15 protein-coding genes, 1 tRNA gene and 1 pseudogene are annotated in these 16725 nt (G+C 33.7%); 11 read left to right on the forward strand and 6 right to left on the reverse strand.

Going from position 1 to position 16725, the window contains the following annotated elements; all coding sequences use genetic code 11:
• The first annotated feature begins 4 nt into the window (after positions 1 to 4).
• Both dprA and OPS21_RS04075 read left to right on the forward strand, forming a co-directional pair.
• Positions 5 to 1081, forward strand: coding sequence for a DNA-processing protein DprA (gene dprA, locus OPS21_RS04070; RefSeq protein WP_264337179.1), 1077 nt, complete (start codon positions 5 to 7; stop codon positions 1079 to 1081).
• Positions 1082 to 1335: 254 nt separating this feature from the next.
• Positions 1336 to 2441 (forward strand): annotated as a pseudogene (locus tag OPS21_RS04075) (IS3 family transposase).
• Positions 2442 to 2567: 126 nt separating this feature from the next.
• Here the strand turns inward: OPS21_RS04075 and OPS21_RS04080 are convergent.
• Both OPS21_RS04080 and OPS21_RS04085 read right to left on the reverse strand, forming a co-directional pair.
• Complete coding sequence (locus OPS21_RS04080) at positions 2568 to 3293, reverse strand: triosephosphate isomerase (RefSeq protein WP_143689714.1); 726 nt, start codon at positions 3291 to 3293, stop codon at positions 2568 to 2570.
• A gap of 24 nt (positions 3294 to 3317) precedes the next feature.
• Positions 3318 to 3390, reverse strand: a tRNA-Thr gene (locus OPS21_RS04085).
• A 77-nt stretch (positions 3391 to 3467) separates the two neighbouring features.
• Here OPS21_RS04085 and rsmA point away from each other — a divergent pair.
• Positions 3468 to 4262 carry a 16S rRNA (adenine(1518)-N(6)/adenine(1519)-N(6))-dimethyltransferase RsmA gene (gene rsmA / locus OPS21_RS04090; RefSeq protein ID WP_265027557.1) on the forward strand — a complete coding sequence of 265 codons (795 nt, stop codon included), beginning with the start codon at positions 3468 to 3470 and terminating at the stop codon, positions 4260 to 4262.
• Positions 4263 to 4385: 123 nt separating this feature from the next.
• Positions 4386 to 5873: an IMP dehydrogenase gene (gene guaB, locus OPS21_RS04095; protein ID WP_264337181.1), complete on the forward strand. Its 1488-nt coding sequence runs from the start codon at positions 4386 to 4388 to the stop codon at positions 5871 to 5873.
• A gap of 88 nt (positions 5874 to 5961) precedes the next feature.
• Here the strand turns inward: guaB and rho are convergent, their stop codons facing one another.
• Together rho and OPS21_RS04105 are read right to left on the reverse strand one after the other, a co-directional pair.
• Entirely contained in the window at positions 5962 to 7368 is a 1407-nt protein-coding gene (gene rho, locus OPS21_RS04100) for a transcription termination factor Rho (RefSeq protein WP_264719480.1), read from the reverse strand.
• A gap of 191 nt (positions 7369 to 7559) precedes the next feature.
• Positions 7560 to 8165, reverse strand: coding sequence for a cell cycle transcriptional regulator TrcR (locus OPS21_RS04105; RefSeq protein ID WP_264337183.1), 606 nt, complete (start codon positions 8163 to 8165; stop codon positions 7560 to 7562).
• 233 nt (positions 8166 to 8398) lie between these two features.
• Here OPS21_RS04105 and OPS21_RS04110 point away from each other — a divergent pair, with 233 nt between their 5' ends.
• The 5 genes from OPS21_RS04110 (at position 8399) to trpS (ending at position 13280) form a co-directional block, all read left to right on the forward strand.
• Positions 8399 to 10198, forward strand: a complete 1800-nt coding sequence (locus tag OPS21_RS04110) for a peptidylprolyl isomerase (protein ID WP_264337184.1) — start codon at positions 8399 to 8401, stop codon at positions 10196 to 10198.
• Positions 10199 to 10331: 133 nt separating this feature from the next.
• Positions 10332 to 10646: a 30S ribosomal protein S16 gene (gene rpsP, locus OPS21_RS04115; RefSeq protein WP_006015540.1), complete on the forward strand. Its 315-nt coding sequence runs from the start codon at positions 10332 to 10334 to the stop codon at positions 10644 to 10646.
• Between the two features lie 10 nt (positions 10647 to 10656).
• Entirely contained in the window at positions 10657 to 11643 is a 987-nt protein-coding gene (locus OPS21_RS04120) for a polyprenyl synthetase family protein (protein ID WP_264337186.1), read from the forward strand.
• 62 nt (positions 11644 to 11705) lie between these two features.
• Positions 11706 to 12266 carry a nucleotide exchange factor GrpE gene (locus OPS21_RS04125; protein WP_010402249.1) on the forward strand — a complete coding sequence of 187 codons (561 nt, stop codon included), beginning with the start codon at positions 11706 to 11708 and terminating at the stop codon, positions 12264 to 12266.
• A 15-nt stretch (positions 12267 to 12281) separates the two neighbouring features.
• The gene (trpS, locus tag OPS21_RS04130; RefSeq protein WP_264337188.1) at positions 12282 to 13280 is read left to right on the forward strand and encodes a tryptophan--tRNA ligase; all 999 of its coding nucleotides are present in this window, start codon (positions 12282 to 12284) and stop codon (positions 13278 to 13280) included.
• Positions 13281 to 13287: 7 nt separating this feature from the next.
• On the opposite strand, the gene OPS21_RS04135 is transcribed toward trpS, so the two are convergent.
• Positions 13288 to 14655: a hypothetical protein gene (locus OPS21_RS04135; protein WP_264337189.1), complete on the reverse strand. Its 1368-nt coding sequence runs from the start codon at positions 14653 to 14655 to the stop codon at positions 13288 to 13290.
• A 198-nt stretch (positions 14656 to 14853) separates the two neighbouring features.
• Here OPS21_RS04135 and OPS21_RS08055 point away from each other — a divergent pair, with 198 nt between their 5' ends.
• Positions 14854 to 15159: a transposase gene (locus OPS21_RS08055; RefSeq protein ID WP_405197045.1), complete on the forward strand. Its 306-nt coding sequence runs from the start codon at positions 14854 to 14856 to the stop codon at positions 15157 to 15159.
• Positions 15086 to 15313 carry a transposase gene (locus OPS21_RS04140; protein ID WP_405197041.1) on the forward strand — a complete coding sequence of 76 codons (228 nt, stop codon included), beginning with the start codon at positions 15086 to 15088 and terminating at the stop codon, positions 15311 to 15313. The genes OPS21_RS08055 and OPS21_RS04140 overlap by 74 nt, the downstream gene beginning before the upstream one ends.
• Before the next feature lie 351 nt (positions 15314 to 15664).
• On the opposite strand, the gene OPS21_RS04145 is transcribed toward OPS21_RS04140, so the two are convergent.
• Positions 15665 to 16645 (reverse strand): IS481 family transposase, encoded by a 981-nt coding sequence (locus OPS21_RS04145; protein ID WP_264336561.1) that lies wholly within the window; start codon positions 16643 to 16645, stop codon positions 15665 to 15667.
• Positions 16646 to 16725: the final 80 nt, after the last annotated feature.

Below are 16725 nucleotides of genomic sequence, written 5' to 3' on the forward strand. Positions count from 1 at the left end.
TTTTATGAAGATAAATAAATTAAATAACGAAGAACTAGAAATATGGCTAAGCTTGGCTAGAACTGTGGGACCAGTAAAGTTCTTTAGTATACTTAGAGCATGTGGGTCGCTATATGAAGTGCTTAAATATCTTAATAAGTTGACTAACAAGGATTATGGAATTCAAAATGCACGAGAAGAAATTAAGAATGCAGAAAAAATTGGAGCCAAAATAACACCAGCATGTGATCCAGATTACCCTGACATTTTAAGAAATATACCGAGTTGTCCAGCTGTAATAACTGTACTTGGTGATGTATCATTATTAAGTCGTGAGATAATTGCAATAATCGGTGGACGTAATTCTTCAATGAATGGAAGAAATTTTGCCAGTAAGTTGGCGTTTGACTTAAGTGAAGCTGGTTTCATCGTAATTTCTGGACTTGCAAGAGGAATCGACACTGCAGCAAGCAGTGTAATATACAAAAATTACCCCACTATTGCTGTTACAGCAAGCGGAATTGATGTGGTGTATCCAAAAGAGAATTTTGATCTATACAAAAAAATCACTGAAAATGGCGGATTAGTAATTACTGAGCTTCCATTTGCTACTAAACCAAAGCCTCAGTATTTTCCTCAAAGGAATCGAATTATATCTGGTCTATCGCTGGGTGTTGTAGTGATTGAAGCATCGAGACGTTCTGGCTCTCTAATAACAGCAGATTTTGCTTTAAATCAAGGAAGAGAGGTATTTGCAGTTTCTGGTTTCCCTCTAGATTCACGCTGTAGTGGTAGCAATTATCTAATTAAAAACGGCGCTAAACTTGTTGAATCCGCTGATGATATAATAGAGAGCGTGAGATTTAGTTTGCCTCTTCAGCAAAAAAGTCTATTTGATACCGTTGCTGACCAAAAACAAGAAAAATTACAACAGGCAAAATCTGTTATAGTTGATCATATTAACTCTGTACCTGTTGATATAGATGAACTTATATTAGCAAGTGGACTTTCTACCAACATAGCTCTAATGGCTCTTTTGGAACTAGAGTTGGAAAACAAAATAGAGCGTTCACCGGGAAATAAAATATCGTTAATTTTCTAAGCTATAAGTCCACAACCGTACGAACATTGTGATTTGAGTTCACCAAGAAAGATGTCATTCCAGCGCGCGACGCTGGAATCCAGCCTTTATTATTTGGTTGAAATTAAGTCTTCTGGATCCCAGTGTCACTCTGACAACCGACATCTCGCTACGTGTTAGCGGATACCGTGACGTTATGACGAGGTATAATGCACCCCATAAACTAGACCAAAAAAAAATGGTTGATCCGAGTAGGAAGGTAAAGGGGTAAAAGTATGGCAACAAAAAAATATGAACCAGAGTTAAAAGCAAAGATAGCTTTGGAAGCAATAAAAAATCAAAAAAGCACATCTGAGATATGTAGTGAATATAAAATACCATCAACAAATCTATATGATTGGCGTGATAGAGTATTGGCAAGGTTAAAAGACCTATTTGTTGAAGAAAGTGAAAGTACGAGAAAACAAAGAATCTTAGCGCAAGAAATAGAAAGTTTACATAAAGTAATAGGAGAATTGACAGTGGAAAATAGTTATTTGAAAAAAAAATTACTGAAATAAGCAAAAAAGATAGAGTAAGGTTTATAGAAAAAGATTCTGATCTATCAATTAGGAAACAGGCTGATTTACTGGGATTTGCAGATCTAGCCTATATTATAGGCATATAATTAATAACGAAAGTGAAGTAGCAAATTTGATTCAAGAAGTATATTTGGCTTCTGATTGCCGTTATGGATATCATAAAATTACTGCTGAAATCATAGCGAGTGGAGTAGTAGTCAATCACAAAAAAATCTTAAGAATTATGAAAAAAATGAAGATTAGTGGGCTGTATTGTAGAAAAAGATGTAATACAAGTATTAAAGAAAAAAAGCATAAAATATATCCTTATTTACTCAAAGATTTGATTATTTGTAGAGTTAATCAGGTATGGGCTACTATATATTATGGTAGAAGGTAAGTTTGTCTATTTTGTGGCAATAATGGACTTGTATAGTCGCTATATTATTGCTCATTCATTATCACCATATCTCGATGCTGGATTTTGCCTTTATACTCTCAAAGAAGCTCTAAAACAAGGTAAACCTGAGATTTTTAATAGTGATCAAGGAGTGCAGTTTACTAGCTACAACTTTATTATGGAATTAGAGCGTGCTAATATTAAAATTAGTATGGATCATAAAGGACGTTGCTTCGACAATATATTTGTTGAGCGTTTATGGAGAACTTTAAAGCAAGAAGCTATATATTATTATAGACCAAATAGTATCAGAGATTTGAATCTTATAATAAACGATTTTGTTGGTTGGTATAACTATAAAAGGCGACATCAGACTCTACATTATAAAGTTCCTGCTGATCTTTATTATCATAAACAGTAAATGAATATATTGATAAATACTTTAAATGTGTGTCGACGTATTTATCAACATATTCATTTTAAAAATCGGATCACTTTGAAAAAAATGGTCTAGACAAATGGGTGCATTATAGTAAGTAATTCCCTTTTATCTACTTTTAGAATTGATAAGAGAAAATTTTTTCTCAACTTGTTGTATAACTTTATAAAAGTGATCAAAATCTAAGCTTGCACTACCAATTAAAACTCCTAATAAATTTGGAATACTGAGCAAGTTTTCTATATTTTCTGAGCTGACTGAGCCACCATATATAATGTGTTTTTTACCAGTACAAAATTTTATTATCTCTATCACCTCAGCAATTGCGTCATTATTTGGCACATTTCCTGTTCCTATTGCCCATATCGGTTCGTATGCTATGGTATATTCACCTTGTGTTGGCAAACGGTTTTTGCATTGATATTCTATTACTTCTTTTGTTTTTTTATTTTTATAATCTTCTAAATTTTCACCTACACAGATGATTGGGTGTAATCCTGATTCTATTGCTGTTTTCGATTTGAGTTTTATTTCACTATCTTTTTCATGAGCCCTTTCAGAATGTCCAAGTATTACGTAACTACATCCTAGTTCCTTCAACATTCCTGCACTAATTTCACCTGTGTAAGAACCGAACTCTTTATGATGGCAATTCTGTCCTCCTATTTTAATATTATTGTTCAACTCTATACTGCTTGGAAATGATGTAAAAGGAGGGCAAATTACTAATTTAGAGGTAATTTCGTTGCTCTTGTTGTTAAGTTTGCCTATAAAGTCAACAAATGAAGAACGTGTTCCATTCATTTTCCAGTTTGCTACTATTAAAAAGGACATCAACTTTACTTGTATGGATAAGAGTGCCGGCTGTCGGACTTGAACTGACAACCTACTGATTACAAGTCAGTTGCTCTACCAATTGAGCTAAGCCGGCATTAAATACACTGACAATATACAATTATTGATGAATTTTCGTCAACTAATTTTTAAAATACTGCATACTAAGATCATATGAAAAAATTTTTACTGAAGCCAAAAAAGAGTCTAGGGCAAAATTTTATTTTATCGAATGAGATAATAAAAAGAATAGTTGCCTTAGCTGGTAGCCTGAAAGATTTTAATGTTATTGAAATTGGTCCTGGGTATGGTGCGTTAACAAGAGAAATATTGGCATATAATCCAAAGTTTCTACTTTCTATAGAAAAAGATAGTAGTTTAGTGAAACATCACGAACAATTGCTAAATGAGCATCAGGGAAAATATAGAATTATAGAAGCAGATGCACTTAATGTTGTAGAAAAAGAGCTGGTAGAATGTCCAGTCAAAGTCATTGCTAACTTGCCTTACAATATCTCAGTAGCGTTATTTTTAAAGTGGTTAAATAATATAAAATTTTTTACGAATTTGACGTTAATGTTCCAAAAGGAGGTAGCAGAGCGTATTACAGCAGAACCTAATTCTAAAGATTATGGTTCCCTATCAGTGCTAAGCCAGTTACTATGCGAAATAAAAAAGGAATTTGATATTGAACCTAAGGAATTTTTTCCAAGACCAAAAGTATATTCTTCAGTAATTACAGTAAAACCTTTACCCACTCCAAGATTTGCAGTAAATTTAGAAACCTTAACAAAGCTAACACGTGCTGTGTTCGCTCAAAGAAGAAAGATGCTGAGAAATAGCTTGCAAAGTATAACTAGTGATGTCTCAACTACTCTTGAGAATGCTAAACTGAGTGGAGACGAACGTCCAGAAAGCTTAACTATTGAGCAGTTCTGTTTGCTAGCAAATAATGTAATTTTGCGATAAATATATTAGGAGCTACATACCTCTTCTATCCTATTTTGATCTAAAAATAGCTGTAGCCAGGCTAATTTTGCAAAAGCTCTATTGCAATTTCATTAATTGGCGTATAAGCTTTAAATAAAGCATATGAAAAAAATGGAAGCTTGTTATTCGTTTGACGATGTACTTCTCTTACCGGCCTATTCTGATGTATTGCCTCGTGATGCAGACACAAGAACTTATCTAACAAATAATATAGAACTAAATATCCCTCTCATATCCTCTGCAATGGACACTGTCACTGAATCAGGTTTTGCAATAGCTATTGCCCAACATGGTGGAATAGGTTGCATACATAAGAATTTATCAATAGATGAACAAGTGTTAGAAGTAAGAAGGGTGAAAAAATATGAAAGCTGGATCGTGTATAACCCAATTACAATTTCCCCAGATAAAACGGTTGCAGAAGCAGTTTCATTAATGAGAGAGTATAATTATTCCGGAATTCCTGTAGTTGATCAACGCAAGTTAGTGGGAATTTTAACTAATCGAGATGTGAGGTTTATTGAAGACCAGAACATGAATATAAAAGTTTCCGAGGTAATGACAAAAGATAAGTTAGTAACAGTTCGAGAGCAGGCAGTAAACAGCGCCTCAGCAATGAAATTGTTGCATGCAAATAGAATAGAGAAGCTTTTGGTTGTTGATGAAAATTCTTGTTGCATAGGTCTAATCACAGTTAAAGACATCGAAAAATACAATAGATATCCAAATTCATGTAAAGACAGTAAAGGTCGACTCAGAGTTGCCGCTGCAATTGGTACTGGTAAAAAAGACGGTATAGAAAGATGTGAAGCTTTGATCGAAGAAGAAGTTGATGTGGTTATTGTAGATACCGCTCACGGTCATTCCCAGAACGTTATCAGCACTATTAAGGAAATAAAAAAGATGTATCCGAATACTCAATTAATCGGTGGAAATATCACAACAAAAGAGGCTGCTGAAGCGTTGATTGATGCTGGTGTTGATGCAGTGAAGGTTGGAATAGGGCCAGGGTCAATTTGTACTACCAGAATAGTTACAGGTGTTGGTATGCCACAATTCTCTGCGATCAAGAATATTGCAGAGGTTTGTAAAGAAAAAGAAGTCAGACTAATTGCTGATGGTGGAATAAAATATTCGGGAGATGTTGCAAAAGCTATTGCAGCTGGTGCTGATACTGTGATGATAGGTTCAATCTTTGCTGGTACTGAGGAAAGCCCAGGTGAGATTATCATGTATAAGGGTAGAGCATATAAGGAATATCGAGGAATGGGATCTATTAGTGCAATGAAACGAGGGTCAGCTAGCCGTTATTTTCAAGATTCAAAACTTGATTTAGTCCCACAAGGAGTAGAAGCAAGAGTTCCTTTTAAAGGTCCAGCTTCAGGAGTGATCTGTCAGTTAATTGGTGGGTTGCAAGCTGCAATGGGCTACACTGGCAACCGTAATATAGAAGAGATGAAAAAAAACTGCAAATTTATCACTATTACTTCATCAGGATTAAGAGAAAGTCATGCTCATGATATAATCATTACACAGGAAGCTCCAAATTACGCTTACCAAGCATCTAATTTATCATCTGATTCAGAGTAGATACAATCCCCTTCTGAGGGTGTCATTTCAACACTGGTACACAATTGTATAAACATAGCTTTTTTGCTCCATCAGAATTGGCTTACTTTTAGTGATTCATGGAGTTAAAAAAGTCAGCATTGCTCTTTGTTAAAAGTAGTTTGTCACGTAAAAACTCCATTGCTTCAACAGACCCCATAGGATTAAGTATCCTACGCAATACCCATATTTTATTTAGTATGGCCTTATCAACTAATAGCTCTTCCTTCCTTGTTCCGGATTTTGTAATATCAATAGCAGGGAATATACGTTTATCAGCAAGTTTTCTATCTAGTATAATTTCAGCATTACCTGTGCCTTTAAACTCTTCAAAAATAACATCATCCATTTTTGAACCAGTTTCTATAAGGGCTGTAGCGATGATTGTCAAAGAACCACCATTTTCAATATTACGAGCTGCTCCAAAAAAGCGTTTTGGTCTTTGCAGCGCATTTGAATCTACACCGCCGGTTAGAACCTTTCCAGACGAAGGAATGACTGCATTATAAGCACGTGCAAGACGAGTTATAGAATCAAGCAAAATCACTACATCTTTTTTGTGTTCAACCATTCTTTTAGCTTTTTCTATTACTATTTCAGCAAGTTGGACATGACGGTAGGCAGGTTCATCAAATGTAGAGCTTACCACTTCACCCTTTACAGAGCGTATCATATCTGTCACCTCTTCGGGTCTTTCATCTATAAGTAATACTATTAGTTCTATTTCAGGATGATTTGTAGCTATAGAGTGAGCCATTTGCTGAAGCAATATCGTTTTTCCTGTACGAGGTGGAGCAACTATCAATGCTCTTTGTCCTTTTCCAAGAGGTGTAACTATATCTACAGCACGCATGTTTATATCTTTTTTATTATCTCCGCTACTGTTGTTTTCAAGGATGAGGCTTTTTTCAGGATAAAGTGGAAGCAAATTATCAAAATGTACGTACTTTCTTAATTCACTGATTTCAGTAGAGTTTATACTGTGAACCTTAGTTAAAGTAAAATATCTTTCCTTATCACCAGGTGGCCTTATTTCTCCACATGCCATATCTCCTGTACGTAAATTAAACTTCTTTATTTGGCCATTGGAAATATAAACATCATCGGTACTTGGAGCATAATTTGCACTTGATGAACGTAAGAAGCCAAAACCATCAGGCAATATTTCCACTACTCCACTTCCTGTGGTTATGCCTCCTTCTTCACTCATTTTCTTCATTAAACTGAATATCATTTCCTGTTTTAGCATCCTGCCATTGCCTTTACCACTAGTTGAAATTTTTCTTTCTTCAGCTAGCTCTAACAATTCTTCTGCTGTTTTTTCTTTCAATTCGCTCAGGTCCAATGTTTTCTTGTGTTTTTCAGCACCTTCACTGGTTATTTGTTTTACTGCGTTAGCATTATGAATTTGTTCACTTTTTTCAGGTTGATCTACAACCTTTTCTTTTGCTAAGACATCTTCATTGATTGTTGTCATAATCCTCCAAAAATTTTAATTGATGCTTACTAACCTAAAATGTGACTATAAAACAATAAATCAGGCTGAGCTAGTTTTTAGTGCGTATTTAGGTTTAATTATTAAACTAGATACTTTACTTACATTATACTGATAAAAACTAACAAGTCAAGTCAATTTAATGTTAACAAAGTACAAGAATTTGAGAATCATCAATAGCTATTATTTATATTTTTTAATCTTTGTTTCTTCTCTTCTTCTATTTCCGCTCTTTCTACTTCCACTTCTAAATTTTCCTGGCTACATAAACCAAGTAGTACAGGATCTTGAGGTTTGATATTGAGCATGTTATGATGAGATTTATCTCTTACCTGCTTAACTGTGTAATTTGTTGTACTAACTAGCTTAGCTATAACATTATTGTTCAAGATAGGAAATTTTCTTACCAAATAACAAATTGCATTAGGTTTATTTCTACGCCTTGCTGTAGAAGGAAAGCCAAGAATGCTAACCGTCTTTGCCCTTTTTTTTATATTTTTTATAATCAAATTTGGTACACGATTTGGATTTTTTTTGCAATCATCGATTTCTTTTTCAGTAATTATTTCAGAAATAATAGGGTCATACTTTTCAACTTCTATTTCCTCATCAGCTATGTCTTGTACTTTTTCAAGGGATAACTTGCAACATTTTGCTATTTGATCAAAAGTTAAGCTAGTGTTATCAACCAACCAAGCAGCTACTTGCATGAGAAATTGTTCATTTCTATCCTTATTGTCTTTAGAAGATTCCATTGACATCGAAAAAACATCTCCCATTTTAATATTCCTTTACTGTTATAGAAATAAAATATAAACCATTAAAACTAAAAAAGCATTAACTTTGTCATCCAATGGCTTTTTAGTTTATATTTCTCATCCCTTAGGTTAATATAAGCTCCCATTTAATTTAATATACTGCAATATTACACATATTAGCTAATTTGTTAATAGATTTACAAAGATTAAATTATTGCTATTCTAAATTTAAGTGTTAGTTAACTGAGTTTACAATGAGTATTAGAAATTTTTTTACCAAGGCAATCGTTCTCCTTTTAGTTTGCTTATTAATCTTTATGGGGATTGGCAATCTTTTATCAAATGATGATGAAAGGAAAGAATTAGCTAAAGTAGGAAAGGAAGTGATAACATCAGATGAATATAAATTACTATATCAAAATTATGAAAAGCAAATTTCTGGATCTGATATAAGTAAAGAACAAGTAAAAAAGCTGAAATATGATTTACTTAACGCACTTATAGAGCAAAAACTATTGTTTAACCTAATTAGCGAACTTGGATTAAAAGTTGGAGAAGAATCTATCAAAAGCCATATAAAAAATACCAAGTACTTTCAGGACGATAAAGGAGAATTTGACCATAATAAATTCCATCAAACTCTAAATAGCCTGCATATAACAGAAAAGGAATATATAGAAAAACTAGAGAAAATCCTGCCTGCAATGATGTTCATGACTTCGTTATTTAAAGATAATTATCCGATAACTTTTGGTGAGAGTGTTGATGAGCAGATATACAAAAATCGCTACCAAACTAGAGTAGTTGATATTGTTAAAATAACTGAGGATGCAATTACAGACGTTCCTGAACCAGATGATCAAGCCTTACTTGATTTGTATGAAAGAAATAAGTCCAATTTTTATTACCCTGAGTATCGAACTGCGCAATACATTTCTCTGGATCAAAAATATTTTGAAGATCAAATCAGAATTTCAGATGAAGAGGTTGATAGTATAATAGAACATCAGGAACTTAAAAATCAAAGAGACATATTCAATGTGATATTTCCTACCAAAGAAAAAGCTGAAATAGCAAGAAGAGCGCTTGAAGAAAGTAAAGCAAGCTTTGAAGACATAATAGAAGAGTTCAGTAAAGTAAAACTTGAAGAAACCAGAGTAAATAATATAACTAAGGATTTCTTACCTGAAAATATGAGAGAAAAGGTATTTGCTCTCAAAACAGGTGAAGTAAGTGAAGTTTTAACAAGCAATTTTGGATGGCACGTAATAAAGGTAGAAAGCATACATCAAATCTCTGATGAAGACTTGGTTGATTTAAAAAAAGACATAAGGTCAGTTTTAACCAATCAAAAGTCTTTTGAAAAAGTCAATGATTTCATAAATCAAGTGAATTATAAGATATACAATGGTGCAACGATTGAAGAAATCTCCAATAATTACAATTTACCTATACAAACCATTGGTCCAGTAGATGCTAGTGGAAAAGACCAAAGTGGTAATGAAGTAGGAAATTCCAGTGATTTCATTTCTTTCATTTTTTCACGCGAGAAAGATCAGAAGAGTTATTTTAAGGGTGTTGGAGATACTGTTGTTGGTGTAAAAATCAGTGATATCGTTCCTCCTAAATTACAAAGTTTTGAAGAAAGTAGGGAATCAGCCATAAAGCTTTGGCGTAGTGAATTTATAAAAGAAAAAATGTTTAAAATGGGACAAGAAGTAGCAGTTCAACTAAGAGAAAAGACAGATTTGGAAGAAATGCAAGGTATAAAATTGGTTAAAGGCCAGCAAATACAACGCAATGAACAAAACTACCCTTTTTCTTTCATAGAAGAAATTTTCAATATGAAAACAACTAATTCGGTAACAGATCCTATTCAATACAATAATGAAATTATAATAGGCGTTCTAAAAGAAATGCATTCATCAAATGGTAAATTAAACATGCTTGACACCGGAAAACGTGTGATGATATCGCTAAAGGAACAGTTAATTAGCTATCTAAAATCAAAGTATAGAGTAGAAGTTAATCATGCTATGATTGATGATATATAAAAAAGTTTATTATCTTCCTTTTATGAGTGATTGGAGGGGCTATATTGTATTTTTAGGTAAAAGAGGTACAATTAGTTTGACTTGAGCTGTTTATTGTATTTAAATTGTAATTAATATATGAACAAAGGTTGACATGGCAGTTAAAATAAGGTTAGCAAGGTTTGGGGCAAAGAAACGTCCTTTTTATAGGATAGTTGTAGCCGACTCACGAGCACCAAGAGATGGACGCTTTATTGAGAGAATAGGACAATATGATCCAATGTTGCCAAAAGACAATAAAAATCGTGTTGTGGTAAAAGCTGATAGATTAAAACATTGGCTAAGTGTAGGAGCGCAAGCAACTGAAAGGGTAATGTGGTTCATTAAAAAAGGCATAGTAGATTTAGAAACAGAATCGAAAAAAATAGAAAAGAAAAAAGTTGAGAAAGTACAAGGGCAAGAAGCATAAGTCCTCTTAAATGCTAAACACTGATTTAACAAAAAGTAGTAAATTAGATGATATTGTATCTTCTGATTTATTGGCTATGAATGACTTTATCTTCAAAAATGTCAATGATGAAGGTACTAAGCTTGCTACCGATATTACATCTCATCTTATTAATTCAGGAGGAAAAAAGATAAGGCCTAAGCTCATTTTTATTATATGTAAAATGCTGAATTACTCTGGAGAGAGTAGGGTCAACATTGCTGCATCGGTAGAATTTATACACAACGCTACTTTACTTCATGATGATGTGCTTGATGAAAGTAAGGCACGCCATGGAGTTGCAACAGCAAATAAAATTTGGGGGAATAAATCAAGCATTTTAGTTGGTGATCTATTATTGACCTTAGCATTTAGATGGCTTATAGAATGTGGGAATTTAAGTGTTCTCTCTATTTTATCTAAGGCATCTAATTTGCTTGTCAAGGGTGAGATAAAGCAGATGACAACGCGTTTTGACCCTAACACAATTAGGAAAAATTATTTTAATATCATTGGAGAAAAGACAGCATCTTTATTTTCTGCATGCTGCGAGGCTGCATCAGTAGTATCTGGAGCCACAAGTGATGAAACAGAGAGGCTAAGGAATTTCGGGTTTAATTTTGGCATGGCATTCCAAATAATTGATGACGTGCTAGATTATACTGCTAATCAATGCACTTTAGGAAAGCAACTTGGAAAAGATTTCTTTGAAGGTAAAGTCACTCTACCTTCTATTATAGCATATGAAAAAGGCAGCTCATCAGAACAAAAATTCTGGGAGAAATCTTTTTCTTCAGCTAGACACAATTTTGACCAAGCATTACAATATATTAATCATCATAATGCCATTCATGTTTCTATGGAAGAAGCTAAACACTATATTAATATGGCGCAAAGTAATATTGATACTTTTTCTGATTCTCTTTATAAAACTGCTTTGATTGACTTTTTAAATGCAAGCATAGAAAGACAAGGATAGCTAACGCTTGATATTTTTAGATTGATTGTTATATATTTATTAAGTTTGTAAGGGTGAATGATATGTCAGATAGTAATAAAGAGAAAAAAAAGAAATTTGCAGATATGGTCAGTAAACGAAAAGGGGATGACCAAGAAGATCAGCAAACAGGTGATTTAAGTGAAGAGCTTAATATATTAAAAGAACGTGCAGTTCAGCTTGAAGATCATTTACGCCGTGCTGTTGCAGATAATGAAAACGTTAAACGTATAATGCAAAAGCAAATTAGCGATGCAAGTGATTATGCAGTCACAAAATTTGCACGTGATATGATCGACTCTTGTGACAATTTAAAAAAAGCAATGGAAAACTTGAAAGATGATGATCCTATTCATGAGGGAATAAAAGTGGCGCACCAAAAGATTGTGAGTGATCTAAAAAAACATGGAATAGAAGAAATAGATCCAATAGGTAACTCTTTTGACAGCAATTTACATCAAGCTGTTGTGGAAAGAGAAGATAATGAAAAAGAGCCTGGCACTATTGTAGAAGTACTACAAACTGGTTATACCATTAAAAATAGGTTGCTTCGTCCTGCAATGGTTATTCTTTCTAAAAAATCTGCTGATTGCGAAAGTAACTAATAAAACACTCAAGGTATGGAAGAAGTTGTCTTCTCAGGTATTCAGCCAAGTGGAGTATTACACTTGGGCAATTATCTTGGTGCAATTAAGCAGTGGATAGGGTTGCAGGATAAATATAAATCTCTTTTTTGTGTTGTTGATTTGCATGCAATCACAGCAAATAAGCTTCCCGCAAATGAATTAAAAAATAATATTTTTAAAGCAGCAGCAACTTATATTGCATGTGGAATAGATCCGGAAAAGTCGATTATTTTCAATCAATCCGCAGTTAGTGGTCATGCAGAATTGGGCTGGCTGCTAGGGTGCTATACACCAATTGGTTGGCTTAATCGTATGACTCAATTTAAAGATAAGGCTGGAAGCGATAAACAAAAAGCTTCTCTTGGGTTATATAGCTACCCAGTACTTATGGCTGCGGATATATTGCTGTATCAAACTAAATATGTTCCTGTTGGCGATGATCAAAAACAGCATTTAGAACTTGCACGTGATATTGCATCAGCTTTTAACAATCATTATAAATGTAGTCATTTCATCATACCTGAAATCTTAACTTTGGATTGCACATCAAGAATAATGAGCTTAAGAGATGGTACAAGCAAAATGAGTAAATCTGATTCTTCAGAATACTCATGCATTAACCTTGACGATACAGATGACTTAATTGTCAAAAAAATAGAAAAAGCAAAAACAGATTCAATTCTAGGCTTTGATTTTTCTACTTTAAAATGTCGTCCAGAAATAAGCAATTTGATAAATATTTATTCAGTGCTTAGTGATTTAAATGTAGAAAAAGTGTGTAAAAAAGTGGATAAACATGACATAAAGAACTTTAAAAAAGAGTTAGCTGACTTAATCATCAGTGTTATATCACCCATACGTGAGAAGTTGAACGGTCTTTTGAGGGATCAGCTCCATTTACATAAAATATTAAAAGAAGGTACAGAAAAAGCAGCAGAGATTGCAAATAACAATATAAAAAAGATCAAGGATATTATAGGGTTTGTTCAATAGGTTACAACTATTTCTTCCCATGGCTTTCAAATCGTGCAGCTATTTTCTTTACACTAACATGAGTGAGAAGAGGTTTTTTACTAACCGGAAGTTTAGAATCGGACTTTGCTGTTATGGGGTTCATTTTAGATCTTTTATTTCCTACCGGAAATGAGTGAGATTGGGAGGCAGTTTCTTGCGATGGTGCAGGATCTTTCTTCATACCGATATCTGCTTGTGTTGCAGGGGTGGCTTTGCTCTTAGCAACTTGATTTTGCTCAAATTTTCCTACTATTGACTTTACTCTACCGTCCTTCTTGCTATTTACTTTTTCTTTTATAATAACCGCTTTTACTTCTGATGCTGCTTTATCAGCAGATTTTTTCAGGATTGGTTTACTTTCAGCTGATTTTTGCGAAGTCACTTCTACTATTATTGGTTTCGTGCTCACTTGTTGATCAACAATATCTAGCCTTTTAGGATTTGACAGTATTTCAGATTTATCTTCTTTAGTTTCTTGCCTAATTTCTTGATTGGTAGCGTTTAGCGCTGGTGGCTCTGGAGCCTGTCTCTTTTTATATCCTCTTCTTGTTCCTGCATTTTTCTTAGGTTTCGTTTTGTGAGTTGGCTCCTTTTTAGCTAACTTTGAGTCTTCCGAATCTTTTGTTGAAGATTTACTGCTTTTCTCTTGATAATTTGATATTTCCTCATGTCCAGACTCTTCACTTAATGAACTTTCATAGCCTGAATCTTCAGGAGATACATTCTCTATTTCTGGTTTAAAGTGTACCTTTTTTGAGGCAGTAGGAGGTGGCGGAGGTGCTGTTGTTGGCCGTTTTATTCTCTTCATAACTAATTTTCCTACCGGCTGTTTTCCTTCTTGCAGCTTAGGAGTATCTTCCTTCTGCTTTGATGTCGTTTTATTTTCCGTGCTTACTTCGTATGATTTATGTTCTTTATTGCCTTTTCCACTCTGTTTCGAATCTAAAATTTCTTTAAGTCCTTTCTTGAATAGATTAATTGTACTTAAAATATTTGTGTATTCGGCTGCTTTTTCTATAGTGAAACCTGATAATTCATCACCAACAAAATTTTTTATGTCATTATCATTAGTTGGAATATCTTTTCCCAAGACTCTATCTAATATCCCTTTTAATGTTCCAATAAAACCGAGTGGCTTTGTGCTCAAAGGTTCTACATAATTATTCAAGTCACTATATATAACAAACTTAGCTACATCTTTTGCGTTGTTTGTAAAATTCTTCAGAGCTTGAGATAAATCTTTCAGTGTTTCATCATATTGTTCATTAATTTTTTTTGTATCCTTCAGCTTTATGACTCTTATCAAAGAATTGAGATTTTTATCATAATTGTCACTTTTAAATAGATCACTCATACCAATTACTGTTTATCGTTTACTCAAATATAAATTCAAAGTATTAAGACCGAGTAAATATTATATGACTTATCCTCTGACTCATAAACGCTTGCACTCCTAGGTTCTGTAAACAAAATATACTGTGAGAAAATAAAGTAAAGAAAAAGTAGGAGAAATAAGGAAAAAGAGACCGTGAATAATATAGAGAAACTATCAATGGAATATTACATAGAAAAAAGAAAATGGGAACAAACTTTTGAATTCTTAAAGGGAGTCAAAGGAATACACAGCAAAAATGAGAAGAGGTTGAGAATATTTATGGAAGCGGTTTGGTATATGGTTCGGAGTGGCTGTAAGTGGCGTCTTTTGCCAGAAATTTACGGCAATTACAGGAGTATACATAGGAGGTTTAAAAGGTGGTGTGAAAAGGAAGTTTTGGCAAAAATATATGCAACAAAATCCAGATTTAGAAGTTGCGGTAATCGATGGAACGATAGTTCGAGCTCATGCTTGCCTGCCTGATACAAAAAGGATTCCAAAGCTCTTAGGAAGGAATAAAGGTGGCTTTACTACTAAAATTCATGCATTTGTTGATGCATTGGGAAATCCTTTAAAATTTATACTTACTCCTGGCCAGAGGAATGAAATTACACAAGTTAATGAAAAATATCTATAACTCCACTATAGTGGCTGATAAAGGATATATGCTTTTGTTTGAGAGCAAAGGATGTGAAGTTGTGATTCCATCGAAAAGTGAAGAGCTTCTATGATAAGCATATTTATAAAGAACGGGAATGTTTTTTCAGTAAAATCAAAAATTCTATAGCTAACCGAAGTAAGATTTCCCCGAGCACTGAAAGACAAAATCAATAGCCGAATTAATATTGGGCCAAAAGCTTGGCAGCACTTGGGAATATTCAAAAAAGCATAAGCATCAAGTTAAGAGATTGCGAGCAAATTTAGGTGTGTGATTCATAGAGGTTATTGCAACTAATTTGTCAGATCAAGTCTGAACTTGAAATACCTGTTAAGAGGTTTTATATTTTTGAAGTGACTTTAACTCTTGGTTATGTTTGTAATTTTGCATGACAAATGTTTCTTTTGATGAGATATAATTTTTTTGTATTTCACTTAGACAAGGAATTGTTTTTTCCAGTTCTTTATATTTTTCCCAAGGAGTCTTTCCCTGAAGAGAGCTATGAGGACGTTGTTTATTATAATATTCTTCCCAATCCCTAAGCTTGACTTGCAATTCATAATCCTTAATGTTAACGCTACTATAAAATTCATCTAAATCTGTACGCTGCGCTCTTTCTACTTTACCATTTAAATGTGGGGAAAACGGCTTAATTGGACGGAATTTTATTTTCCATTCTTTTAGACACTCTTGCACTTCGTAAGCAAAAAATTCTTGTCCTCTATCGGTCTGAATCCTTTGACAATGAAATGGAGCCCTTTCCCTTAATTGTTTTAGGAAATCCAGAGTATTTTTTGAAGTACGCCTTGAGTATAATGCGATAACTTTATAACGCGTACAATCATCTATAGCAGTATATTGATAAAGCCCCGAAGATATTTTGCAAACATCCATTTGTACACGCTCTCCTGGCACTTTGCAGTTATAACGCTTAATCTGCTTGCGATAGTGGCGCTTAATACGTAAAAGACTTACATCGTGTTTCTTCAAAACTTTGTGTATAGTAGCCAATGCAAAAGAGATATCATGTAAACGCTTTAATTCAGCTTGAATACGTCTTGCTCCTAATTTTCTAGCTTTTCTCAGATGAAGAATGAGCTGTTCATTTGACTTGTTGATTTTTTGTAAGGGTAAAGTTTTAGGCCTGCTACTAAGGTTTGACAATCCCTGTTCACCTAGCTTTTCATAACGTTTGTACCATTTTCGTAAGGTAAAGCGTGAAATGTTATAGTGTTGACATACTTTGCCTGCATGACCTAATTTTTTGTATAATTCTATCCAATTCAGACGCAACTTAACTTTGGTATCCATTTACTGATTGCCTCTTGTTGATGAATTTATTCATATTATTGTAATAAGGTATTTAAACTATCACAAGTCAAAGTTTTTAT

The organism is Wolbachia endosymbiont (group B) of Chorthippus parallelus, assembly GCF_947251815.1.
GTDB lineage: Bacteria > Pseudomonadota > Alphaproteobacteria > Rickettsiales > Anaplasmataceae > Wolbachia.

Coding starts and splice junctions, on each gene's coding strand:
- dprA (WP_264337179.1), top strand. CDS start 5: ATGAAGATAAATAAATTAAATAACGAAGAACTAGAAATATGGCTAAGC.
- OPS21_RS04080 (WP_143689714.1), bottom strand. CDS start 3,293: ATGTCCTTTTTAATAGTAGCAAACTGGAAAATGAATGGAACACGTTCT.
- rsmA (WP_265027557.1), top strand. CDS start 3,468: ATGAAAAAATTTTTACTGAAGCCAAAAAAGAGTCTAGGGCAAAATTTT.
- guaB (WP_264337181.1), top strand. CDS start 4,386: ATGAAAAAAATGGAAGCTTGTTATTCGTTTGACGATGTACTTCTCTTA.
- rho (WP_264719480.1), bottom strand. CDS start 7,368: ATGACAACAATCAATGAAGATGTCTTAGCAAAAGAAAAGGTTGTAGAT.
- OPS21_RS04105 (WP_264337183.1), bottom strand. CDS start 8,165: ATGGGAGATGTTTTTTCGATGTCAATGGAATCTTCTAAAGACAATAAG.
- OPS21_RS04110 (WP_264337184.1), top strand. CDS start 8,399: ATGAGTATTAGAAATTTTTTTACCAAGGCAATCGTTCTCCTTTTAGTT.
- rpsP (WP_006015540.1), top strand. CDS start 10,332: ATGGCAGTTAAAATAAGGTTAGCAAGGTTTGGGGCAAAGAAACGTCCT.
- OPS21_RS04120 (WP_264337186.1), top strand. CDS start 10,657: ATGCTAAACACTGATTTAACAAAAAGTAGTAAATTAGATGATATTGTA.
- OPS21_RS04125 (WP_010402249.1), top strand. CDS start 11,706: ATGTCAGATAGTAATAAAGAGAAAAAAAAGAAATTTGCAGATATGGTC.
- trpS (WP_264337188.1), top strand. CDS start 12,282: ATGGAAGAAGTTGTCTTCTCAGGTATTCAGCCAAGTGGAGTATTACAC.
- OPS21_RS04135 (WP_264337189.1), bottom strand. CDS start 14,655: ATGAGTGATCTATTTAAAAGTGACAATTATGATAAAAATCTCAATTCT.
- OPS21_RS08055 (WP_405197045.1), top strand. CDS start 14,854: ATGGAATATTACATAGAAAAAAGAAAATGGGAACAAACTTTTGAATTC.
- OPS21_RS04140 (WP_405197041.1), top strand. CDS start 15,086: ATGCAACAAAATCCAGATTTAGAAGTTGCGGTAATCGATGGAACGATA.
- OPS21_RS04145 (WP_264336561.1), bottom strand. CDS start 16,645: ATGGATACCAAAGTTAAGTTGCGTCTGAATTGGATAGAATTATACAAA.